A 10,878-nucleotide genomic window follows, 5' to 3' on the forward strand; every position below is an offset into this window, starting at 1 on the left:
GGTGGGTCTATGGTTTGTGTTGGATGAAGAGTGTCCATCCGGCTTCGACATCGGACATCACGGCTTCGCGGCCGTTCTCCATGCGGCTCATCGCCGCCACAACGGCGAGCATGGTCGCCCGGTCGTGCGTGTCGAGCGGTTCGTCCGCATCGACGCCGGACCACGTGGCGACGCAGCGGATGTAGTTTTCGGTATGATTCTCCACCGGCGGAGCGTAGCGTGCGATCATCTGCCGCAGGGTGCCATATCCCCGACGACGGTAGGAGTCCAGCAGCACGAACATCGCACGGTAACCCCACGCCATCGTCTCGAACTGTTTGAAGGCTGCGTCGCGCGAAGGTGTCACCTCGCCCAGATAGCGGGTCTTCGAACGGCGGATATTGCCCGGATTGCGGTTGCGTAGTCCTCGTGTCATCTTACGGTCGTTTCGGTTCTGCGGTATCGTGTTCTTTGCGCCGCCGCTCCATCTCGGCCCGCTTGATCAGCACGGGACAGTGTTCGGGCGGCGTGTCGCACTTGTAGGCCTGACGGATGATGATGCGGCTGCGGTCGATCTCCACATCCTTGTGCTCGATGATGATTTCGAGTTTGTCGACCTTCTCTTCGAGTTTCTCCACGCGGCCGTCCAGCCGTGTGATCTGCTCGGATTGGATGGCCACGATCTTCTTGGTGTTCTCCAACTCCGCCGAGTCGGCTTCGGCCGAGGCCTTGCGCCGTTTCGAGCGGAAGAAGAGAATGGTGCCGGCCAGTCCGCTGGCCAGCACGAAGTTCAGAATAAGGCTCAGTGTTTCCATGATTCAGGGGATGTATTTGTGGATGGAGCGTTCGCATATGAGGTAGAGATCGCCCCAGATATAGAAGAGTCCGACAAGCGGCTGCCCGGCTCCCGACCGGTTTTTCACACCGCGCAGCGAGCCGTCGTCGAGCCCGATGAGCGAGACTGCGCCTTCGTGCGCCACGGCCACTTCGCTCAATGTCTGATCGGCACAGTCGACCGGCCCGGCTCGGCGTTGCAGCAGCGTGCGCCCGGTAATCGAATCCCGACGATAGAGGAGAAACTCCTCGCCGAGATTCATCCCGAGAAGACGGTCCGAGATGGTTACGATCCGTGCGCCGGCCTCCAACCGCTGCATCAAGCAGGGCTTGTCGAAGCGGCGGTCGTGCAGATAGGCGTACTGCGAAGTATTGATCACGAGTGTGTCGGCCGTACGTCGCAGTTCGAGGATCTCGCCCGACATGGAGGTTCCCGTGGTGTTCGGCCCACGGTGGTAGGCATCGTCCTCGTCATAGGGATACTCCGGTCGGTTCAGGTAGCGGTAGGTTCGCCAATAGGTGTCGTCGGAGGCCGAAGCCGATGTGCTGCGCGGCCCGACATACTGACGGTATTCCTTCAGGATATGAAAGTAACCGTCCATCCGCGTAGCCGGGTAGTGATACGCCTCCCCAAGATCGAGGAGATGTTGTACGACGCCCCGGCAATCGACAAAGCACAGCCGCGTACCCTCGACCGTAACGAACCCCTCGTCGGCCTCGTACATCGCAAAGGGTTCGTCGCGACGGTAGATCTCGCGAACGGAGCGGGTCGCTGCATCGAAGAGATAAACCGTTCGTTGCGAAGCATCCTGCAACAGCAGCAGGTTGAGACAACGAATCACCTTGCCGACCGTAAACGACAACGCGGCAATCTCGATGCAGTCGTCGCCTTCGGGCGGCGTTTCCGTCGCGAGCAACCCCGGCATCTCGACCAGTTCACAATCGTAACTGTCGTCAAGCGCGTTGAGTTCGAGAGAATTTACGGCGTAGGCCGCATGGAGGAACTTGTCGTCGCGCACGACGGTGTTCATGTCCAGATGCGCATCGGTGAAGAGCTCGCCCGTTATGCGGCGACTCGGCCGCTGGCGGAAGCGCAGCGCTCCCTGCACGACGTGCTCTACGAGCGTTCCGAAATCGCGGTGACCCTTCGTGTGCCACGTGCGCGTGGGGTTACCCGCCGCATCGAGGTAGTAGAGCGAGTAAAGCAGCCGGTCGTTCGGCACGGCAGGAATGTCGCCCACGGGGAACGTGATACCCATATCGACGTTGTTTGCCGGATTGACCAGCGCCTCGTAATGCAGTCCGGCATCATAACGATCTCCGGCATCGATCGTAAGGCTCATGTTGCGGAAAGCGACGCTTTCGAGATGTCCCGAGGTGCGACCTGACGTGGTACCATCCTCCCGGCCGCCGTAGGAGGTAACACGACCGATGAGCGTCTGCCGGAAGAAGAACTGCCACTCGCCGTCGCACGGGATGCCGTCGATCTCGATCTTCACATGCTCCTCGCTTCCGGTCTTCATCTCCCGAACTATCTCCCGGTCGCCCGCAACCCACGCTCCACCCTCGGAGAGCGAATAGGTTGCACCTTCTCCGACGATACGCACGCCGTAATGCACCTCGACGGCAACAGCCGTATTCGGATTGCGAATCACGCCCAATCCCCACTCGCTGTGATAGACCTGCATGCCACACTCCCACGTCAGCGGGAAGTTGCATTGCTCGACGTGCTCGCCGCGGGTCGCAATCTCCACGCCCTGATGGTCGTCGTCGCCGACGAACGACAACTCCGCAGCGCTCTTCTGCGAGATGAATCCATACGGGTCGGTCCACGCATCCCTGCGGTAGAATCCCAGATGGTCGATGAGGTTGGGCAGACTCTTGTTCTTCACATCGACAGTCACCTGGCGCAGGGCCGGCACAATATCCAGCGTGGCTTCACCCGGAATATGCAGGTCTCCGTCCCACATGCCGTCGACTGCGGCCCGAGCGGCAGAGGTAATGACCTGCGCTCCGGTATGGATGACCAGTCGCCGTCCGCCGCCCGCGATGATCCGTCCCACGGGATATTCCGTACCGACGCGGTAGAAACTCATCGGACGCTCCGTGCGATAGAGCGACACGGCACGGCGGATGTGCAGCGCACCGTTCGACTGGAAGATCTGTCCGGCAAACGGCCGCAGGCAAAGCTCAAGAATGTCGCGGTAGGTCGGTTCCTCGTAGACGTAGTAGAGCCGTTCGAGGTCGAGGCAGGTCTGACGCAACGGAGAGATGTTCTCGTCCATGCCCTCGGCATGCAGATCCATCCAGTCCGCCATGTCGAGATCGAGTTCCAACAGATCGGTACTGGCGCAGAGCAACTCCCACAGCGTGCGTCGACCCGTCGTGCCGATGCGCACAAGGTCGCGGAACGGGATGCTCGAAAGCAGGTTGAATCCATCGACGGCTTTAACCGAGACGGTATAGGGAGGCGCAGCAAAGGCCTCGGAGTAGAGATCGGCGGAGACGTAACCCCGCCAGTAAAGTTGCCCGCTGCGGAGAATGGAGACCCGGAACTGCCGTGGGTCGGAGGTGAAGAGCGAGAGGTAGCGGAAGTTTTCGCGGCAGAGGATGTTGATGGTTGCCTCCGACGCCTTGACCGGAACGTAGAACTCGTCGCCGCGCTTCTCCCAGGTGATCTGCAGCGGTGTGCCGCCATCGAAAGCCATCTCCTCGGCCGTACCCGTAAATCCGCGCTCGGCAATCTCCACGCGCCACAGCACGCCCTTGTACCGCGACCGCAGCTCTGCCCAGTATTTCACGCCGAATTCCGCCATACCCATATCCTCTTTCGGGATAAAGGTAGCGGCAGCGCCTTACCTTACAGGGATACTTTGTCCCAGGAGTCTAATTGCTGCATCGTGGTTTATGTGATTTTCCGTATATTTGTGAATATACGCAATTGATTTACTTGTGTCATAAATTGTCATAGGCGCAACCTAACTTTGTAATATAAACGTTTTATATACACCAACTATGGAAAGCAGACATGCAATAGCGGCATGCGAACGATTCTTCGCTCTCTGCGACGGGAATACGGCAGAAGAGTTTTTCGAGGCGAACTATTCCGAACTCCGTTATACCGTGGTGGGATACGGTTTTCTGAAAGAGACATACGACCGTCCGGATCTCAGTCTGGCGACCGATCGCTATTTTCAGTATGTTTTCGGAGCATTCTACGCCATGAGCCGAGTATTCGTTACGGCTCGGTTCATCCGCCGTTTCTACAAAAAGATGGATGAAATCAAATCACGAAAGCAAATCGGGAATCTGGATGCGGTCAAGATCGCTCTTGAACTCAGTCGGGGTGAGAACTCCTTGCAATTTTCATTCGTGACGAAAATGCTGAACCTCGAAAACGACTCGTTGTATCCCATATACGACTCAAAAGTCGCGTTGATGTTCGGCTACAAAATTCCGAGCGGAGACCATGACAAAAAGGCAGACCAATATCGGGAACGGTATCAGTTGATTCTGGAAACCTACCGCTCCTTACTAAACGACAACAGAACCGCTGCTTTGTTAAATAAGTTCCGACAAACTTTCAGGTGTCCCGAATTATCCGATATGCGAATCCTCGATCTTATCTTCTGGGAGATGGGCAAGCAGGAGGAAAAACAGGCTGCGGACCGGAAAAAGCGGTCGCGCGTGGATGCCATCTTGGATTCGGATCAGAACAAAGGGTCCAAAATCAGAGCATTAATGAAGATGGGATTGGACAAAAGGGAGATACTGGATTTGGAATTCGTGGACCCGGCCTACGTCTACGATCTGTTCAGGGAAGAGCAAAACCGACGGCAGACAAAAGAAATGAAGGTGACCCCGAAGGACTTGTGCGCCGTCAATTGGGGCTCCGAGAGTTTGATCCTCTATGTCCGAAGCGAGGATTTGACAGATTCGGACTCCTGTCTTGCATTGAAAATGAATTTTGACACAGGTGTTTGTGGTATTGATCTGTTGCAGAGATTCTTAAAATTCGGACCTTGCGAATGTCTGGATCCGCAAAATGTGAAGGTGCAGCAGAAATACAGACAGAAACTGGACCAAATGGCACCGACAGAGAATCGAGATGCCATACTTCGCTCTTTCGCTGCCGAAATCGAGAAGTGGGAGCAGTTGAAAAACAAATTCGACTACGTGTCGACAATCAACCAATAAAATCATTTGCCATGGCATACGGACTGAAAGCTCTCTTTTTCAAGAATGCCGAGGATGCCGAACCCCGGTACACGGTTGAAATCAAGGGCATTATACAACCATACAACTTGATTGACGAGTATGGGTTCAAAGAGGTCCATCTTAACGAAGGATATGTCGATTTCATGTTGGATGTCAGCGACGACGACCTGCATCGAATCATAATCGGGCACTATGGACCTGAACTTGAAGATCAGATGATCGACCTCAATCAGGAACTTGTACACACTCTCTTCGAAGGAGACAAGTGCAATCGGAAAACTCTATGGATATACGAATACGATGCATAAAGATGCTTCTTGTCAAAACCTGATGACAGCCGCGTAACCCGAGAGGTTACACGGCTGTCGTTTCGGACTGTCGAATAATCGAACGGGCATTCAGCTTGCGGGCCAGGGCCTCCATGTCGTTGTTGATCTTCGTGTCGATCACGCGGGCATAGATCTGCGTTGTCTGGATGTTCGTATGGCCAAGCATCTTTGAGACCGTCTCGATCGGTACGCCATTGGCCAGCGTCACCGTCGTGGCGAACGTGTGGCGGGCAACGTGGAAAACAATTAGCTTAGAAAACGATTACAGAATTGAAGAAGCCAAACGTAAATGGTTGGGAAACAGCAAAAAGAGATTTTCTCGCATAGTTGGTACTACGCAAGAAATCACGGATTGCGACAGGTGTTCAGTTACCAAATCGTTAGCAGGTCAGTTACCTAATGATGATGTGATAACAAAATAATTTGAGATAGCATCACATTGCGCTGATTGTCATTATTTTGCATAGTTAAGAACGCTTATATACAGGCTAACTTTGCCATTAAAAATATAAGCGTATGAAAGTAGAAAAATTCAAGGTTTTGCTCTACCTCAAAAAGAGCGGATTGGACAAGTCGGGTAAGGCTCCTATCATGGGACGAATTACCGTAAACCGAACGATGGCGCAGTTCAGTAGCAAGCTGTCGTGTACTCCCGAATTATGGAATCCTCGCGAAAGCCGACTCAACGGAAAAAGTAAGGAGGCTGTTGAAATCAATGCCAAGATTGACAAGCTGCTGCTTGACATCAATTCTGCATTTGACTCCCTGATGGAACGAAAAGTTGATTTTGATGCGACCTCCGTCAAGGATGCCTTTCAAGGCAGCATGAACACTCAAATGACATTCATGAAGATGATGGATGCTCTTCGTGATGAGATTAAGAGCCGAATCGGTATAGACAGAGCCAAAGGTACATATCCTGCTTATGACCATACTTGCCGTACCTTACGGGAGTTCATTGAAAAGAAGTTCAAGACAAAGGATTTGGCTTTCGGGCAGCTTACGGAACAATTCATCCATGATTATGAGAACTTCATTCTTGATGAAAAGGGACATGCTGTAGATACTGCACGCCACTACCTTGCCATCATCAAGAAAGTATGCAGAAAAGCCTATAAGGAGGGGCATTCCGAAAGATTCTTCTTCCAGCATTATGTATTACCGAAACAGACCGTCAAGACTCCCAGAGCATTGAGCCGTGAAAGTTTCGAGAAAATCCGTGATGTGGAGATAGCACCACACCGTACCACCCACCGCCTCGCAAGAGATCTGTTTCTTTTCGCCTGTTATACGGGTGTTGCATACATAGATGCCGTAACCGTTACCAAAGAGAACCTATATACCGATGAGGAGGGTAAGTTGTGGTTAAAGTATCGCCGAAAGAAGAATGAACTTCGGGCAGCCGTTAAACTTCTGCCCGAAGCCCTTGCACTGATAGAGAAATATCAAGATGATGAACGGGACACGCTGTTTCCTATGATTCACTATCCGAGCCTTAGAAACCACATGAAGGCCTTGGCTGTATTGGCAGATGTAAAGGAAGATGTCAGCTACCATGTCGGACGCCATTCGTTCGCTTCGCTCATTACCCTCGAAGCGGGAGTGCCGATAGAAACTATTTCCAAAATGTTGGGACATAGCAATATACAAACCACACAGGTATATGCCCGTGTAACTCCGAAGAAGTTATTTGAGGATATGGACAAACTTATAGAGGCTACCCAAGATTTCAAACTCGTATTATAACCATTAAAACAAAAATTATGAGAAGTACATTTTCTGTATTATTCTATATCAACCGTAGCAGAATCAAAACAGATGGAACAACCGCCATTATGTGCCGTATTACCATTGACGGAAAGAATACCGCCATAACCACAGGTATCTATTGCAAGCCTGAAGATTGGAACACCAAGAACGGTACAGTACGCACCGTAAGGGAAAAACTAAGATTGCAGGAATATCGCAAATATATCGAACAGATTTATGAAGAGACTCTACGCACACAGGGTGTTATCAGTGCTGAGATTATCAAGAACCGTGTTACAAGGCAGTTCGTTGTTCCTACCCACCTGCTTCAGATGGGAGAAATTGAACGTGAACGCTTCAGAGTCCGGAGCAAAGAAATAAATTCAACCTCGACTTATCGCAGTTCCCAATATTATCAGAAATATTTGGCTGATTATCTCACTTCTATGGGCAAAGAAGATATTGCCTTTGAGGAAGTGACAGACGATTTCGGTAAGGGGTATAAGGCATTTCTTGCAAGAAACAAAAATTTCAGTCCGTCACAGACCAATCATTGCTTATGTTGGCTGAACAGGCTTCTTTATCTTGCCGTAGATAATGAGATGCTCAGAAGCAACCCTTGTGAGGATATGGAATATGAGAAGAAACCCTCTCCGAAACACAAATATGTAACCCGTGATGAGATGAAAAGAATCATGGAAATACCTTTAAGTGACAGACGGGCTGAGTTGGGCAGACGGGCGTTTATCTTCTCATGTCTGACAGGGCTTGCCTATGCGGACATCAAGCAGCTTCATCCCCGTCATATTGAAACGACAGCGGAAGGCAGACGCTTTATACGTATCAACCGTAAGAAAACGGGAGTGGAAGCGGTCATACCGCTGCATCCGATAGCAGAGCAGATTCTGGACTTGTACAATACAACCGATATGCACAATCCTGTATTTCCATTGCCAAACAGGGATTCCATTTGGCATGAGATAAAAGAGATCGGAGTAATCTTGGGCAGAACCGATGATTTGTCCTACCATCAAGCCCGACATGGGTTCGGAGTCCTCCTTATCTCCGAAAGTATTGCAATCGAGAGCATTGCAAAAATGATGGGGCACTCCAACATCACCACTACCCAAGGATATGCCAAGATTACGGAGGACAAAATTTCAAAGGAAATGGATAAGTTGATAGAAAAAAGAAGTAAAACCAATAATAATGTAACCGTATGAAACGAGGAATCATAACAATCAATAACGGTGTGGTGGATATTCCCACTGCACCCGTTTGGATGATGCAGGAAGAAATTGCCGATTTGTTCAATGTTTATGGTCGTGATGTTCGCAAAACTATCAATGCTATTTATAAGGATGGCGTGTTGTCTGAAGCTGATACAATGCGATACATCAAACTTAATGAGCTGCGAAGTATAGACACTTATTCGATTGAAGTGATTATAGCCATTGCTTTCAAAATCAACAGCAGACAAAGTGAGATTTTCAGACGATACATGATGAATAGACTCTGTAAGAAGAATGATTGTCGGATAGTTCTATTCGCAAACGAAATTAGAAATAGTGGTTCAATTTTCAATTAGTATTTCAGTTCCGTCACTCGCCCGTTTCCTAAGCTCGTCTGCAAAGGTAGTACAGACTAAGTTTGAAAGTTGAAAGGTCAAGCGACAAGTCGTTTCGGGCAGAATCTGCCTCCTGCGGAGAGTATTCAGCCCGAAAACCTTTCACCTTTCAAGCCCTGTACTCAACAATGCAGACGGCAACGGAAACAATCGACCGACGGAAAAGTAATAAACTTCAAAAAGAACAGCGTACAAACAGGCTCAATAATTGATAGCCGGATTTGTACGCTGTTCCCGTTTCTATATCATAGGAGGGATATTTTTTAGAGATAATCATAATTGGGCAGACGAGAAACTGCACTCCCTCCAGAAAAATAATTGATTACTTCTTAGCATAACCCGTAGCCCGTCCTTTGCCGACTTTCTCTATGAAACCTGCCTCAAGCAATTCTTTCAAGGTACGTTCAATGGTTGTTTCGCTAATGTCGGGGCAAAGTGTGGCTATGTCTGATTTTTTGACCACACCGAGCTTTTTCTCAAACACCGCCTTTACTCTATCAGCCTTTGACAACTTACGATATTTCAGATGTTCTATGCGGTCTTGGAACTCATTATATCCTTTCAGTACAACTCCCAAGTAATATCGTACAAATGAGGTGTAATCACTCATGTCATTATGCCATTCAATGGAACTGTTCTGCAAGGCTTCATAATAGGTTTCCTTTGTCTTTTCTATTAACATTTCCATACTGACATATTTCCCTACGATATAACCGCTACGATACAGCAATAGCAAAGTCAGCAAACGGCTCATACGTCCGTTGCCATCATTGAACGGGTGGATGCAAAGGAAGTCAAGAATGAACATCGGAATCAACAGCAACGGGTCGTACTCCCCACGCTCAATGGCATTGTTAAACTCATTACACAAGTTCTCCATTGCTTCCGGTGTTTGAAACGCAGGAACGGGCATAAATCTTACTCTCTGTTGTCCGTCTTTACTTGATTCTGCAATTACATTATCTGTATTCTTGAATCTGCCACTAGTATCGCTACTGCTAAAACTGTACAAGTCACGATGCAATTGCAGGATATTGTTCGGACGGATAGGGATATACTCATAGCTGTCATGGACGGTAGCCAAAACCTCCCTATATCCTGCAATCTCCTCTTCGGAACGGTTTCGAGGTTCTGCCTTTTCCATTACCAATGCTTCCAATCTCTCGTCTGATGTATATATACCTTCAATCTTATTGGATGCCTTTGTACTCTGAATCTTGGCTATATCCAATAATGCTGTCAACACATCGGACTCTGCTTCTATATACAGCTCCTGCTTTCCTCTAAACTCATGCAATGAGGATAACATATTGACAATGTCGGGTGTCAATAGCTGCTTGGGAGTTTCCTTGTAATCAAATGTATGCATACCTTAATATTATTTATCGGTGCAAAGTTAATGTTTTTCTGCCTCATAAAAGAAAAATCTGCATCATTTTTACCGTTTATGATGCAGATTCTGATAAGATGATGCAGATTAAGTGTCTTTCAAACGATACGCCTCCTTGAATCCGCTCATGATTGTCCGTTGCACATCGGAGGTTCGGTAGAGGATTTTGCCACCTACCTGAATATAGGATAAGATGCCGTTGTTGCGGTAATCCTGCAAAGTTCTTCGGCTTACTTTCAAAATATGAGCGACCTCCTTGTCGGTCAGCAGTTCATCGTTGAACGCACCCGGCTGTCGACTTTCAAACATCTTCTCAATCGACATCAATAGCCTGTCGATGCTTGAGTGGAACATCTTTACCCACTCATGGTCTTTCTCTCTGATTTCATTGTTCATAGGCTCTAAGTATTATTTGTTGTTACTTTACTCATTACAGTCGGTCAAATGGTTCGACCTCGCCATTTGGCTTCCTTGCGTCTATCCTCCACAATCCTGATAATGCGTTCAACATCTTCGGGACGGTAGTAGGTCTTGTTGCCAATCTTGCTGAATGCAAGCGTTCCGTTATCACGAAGTGTTTGTAATGTTCTCGGACTGATACGCAGCTTTCTACATACATCGTGATTATCCATCCACTCGTCAATTTTCTTCTCACCGTGTCGGCGACAAAGGTTATCCACTCGCTGCACGAAGTACTCAAACTTGGCAGCAATTCCCTCAAAGGTTCTCTCTTCAAAACTGATGATGTTCAT

The 10,878-nt window shown here is 49.3% G+C and carries 11 protein-coding genes and 1 pseudogene; 5 read left to right on the top strand and 7 right to left on the bottom strand.

All coding sequences use genetic code 11. The features are described from left to right. Positions 1–7: 7 nt before the first annotated feature. Genes Q1Y33_RS08410 through Q1Y33_RS08420 form a run of 3 tightly spaced genes read right to left on the bottom strand, consistent with a single transcriptional unit; the run spans position 8 to position 3,635 of the window. Entirely contained in the window at positions 8–415 is a 408-nt protein-coding gene (locus Q1Y33_RS08410) for a structural protein P5 (RefSeq protein WP_276792818.1), read from the bottom strand. Position 416: 1 nt separating this feature from the next. Further along, positions 417–794 (bottom strand): hypothetical protein, encoded by a 378-nt coding sequence (locus Q1Y33_RS08415; protein ID WP_300799291.1) that lies wholly within the window; start codon positions 792–794, stop codon positions 417–419. 3 nt (positions 795–797) lie between these two features. Then, on the bottom strand, positions 798–3,635 hold the full coding sequence (locus tag Q1Y33_RS08420) for a hypothetical protein (RefSeq protein WP_300799292.1): 2,838 nt from the start codon (positions 3,633–3,635) through the stop codon (positions 798–800). Positions 3,636–3,828: 193 nt separating this feature from the next. Here Q1Y33_RS08420 and Q1Y33_RS08425 point away from each other — a divergent pair, with 193 nt between their 5' ends. After that, positions 3,829–5,010, top strand: coding sequence for a hypothetical protein (locus Q1Y33_RS08425; protein ID WP_300799293.1), 1,182 nt, complete (start codon positions 3,829–3,831; stop codon positions 5,008–5,010). Positions 5,011–5,021: 11 nt separating this feature from the next. Further along, on the top strand, positions 5,022–5,339 hold the full coding sequence (locus Q1Y33_RS08430; RefSeq protein ID WP_300799294.1) for a hypothetical protein: 318 nt from the start codon (positions 5,022–5,024) through the stop codon (positions 5,337–5,339). Positions 5,340–5,385: 46 nt separating this feature from the next. On the opposite strand, the pseudogene Q1Y33_RS08435 reads toward Q1Y33_RS08430, so the two are convergent. Continuing rightward, positions 5,386–5,601: pseudogene (locus Q1Y33_RS08435) on the bottom strand (tyrosine-type recombinase/integrase); the annotation flags it as partial. Between the two features lie 275 nt (positions 5,602–5,876). On the opposite strand from Q1Y33_RS08435, the gene Q1Y33_RS08440 reads away from it, so the two are divergent. Genes Q1Y33_RS08440 through Q1Y33_RS08450 form a run of 3 tightly spaced genes read left to right on the top strand, consistent with a single transcriptional unit; the run spans position 5,877 to position 8,697 of the window. Continuing rightward, entirely contained in the window at positions 5,877–7,106 is a 1,230-nt protein-coding gene (locus Q1Y33_RS08440; RefSeq protein ID WP_300799295.1) for a site-specific integrase, read from the top strand. Between the two features lie 17 nt (positions 7,107–7,123). After that, positions 7,124–8,332, top strand: a complete 1,209-nt coding sequence (locus tag Q1Y33_RS08445) for a site-specific integrase (RefSeq protein WP_300799296.1) — start codon at positions 7,124–7,126, stop codon at positions 8,330–8,332. After that, a complete protein-coding gene (locus tag Q1Y33_RS08450) occupies positions 8,329–8,697 on the top strand; it encodes a hypothetical protein (protein WP_300799297.1) in 369 nt (122 codons plus the stop codon). Before Q1Y33_RS08445 ends, Q1Y33_RS08450 begins: the two co-directional genes overlap by 4 nt. A 361-nt stretch (positions 8,698–9,058) precedes the next feature. On the opposite strand, the gene Q1Y33_RS08455 is transcribed toward Q1Y33_RS08450, so the two are convergent. From Q1Y33_RS08455 to Q1Y33_RS08465, 3 genes are all read right to left on the bottom strand, one after another. Continuing rightward, positions 9,059–10,105, bottom strand: coding sequence for a Fic family protein (locus tag Q1Y33_RS08455; RefSeq protein ID WP_300799298.1), 1,047 nt, complete (start codon positions 10,103–10,105; stop codon positions 9,059–9,061). 108 nt (positions 10,106–10,213) lie between these two features. Further along, positions 10,214–10,522 (bottom strand): helix-turn-helix domain-containing protein, encoded by a 309-nt coding sequence (locus tag Q1Y33_RS08460; protein WP_300799299.1) that lies wholly within the window; start codon positions 10,520–10,522, stop codon positions 10,214–10,216. A gap of 44 nt (positions 10,523–10,566) precedes the next feature. Continuing rightward, the coding region (locus Q1Y33_RS08465; RefSeq protein WP_300799300.1) for a helix-turn-helix domain-containing protein at positions 10,567–10,878 on the bottom strand (312 nt) is incomplete at its 5' end.

The sequence above is a fragment of the uncultured Alistipes sp. genome, assembly GCF_949296715.1.
In the GTDB taxonomy this organism is placed as follows: Bacteria; Bacteroidota; Bacteroidia; order Bacteroidales; family Rikenellaceae; genus Alistipes.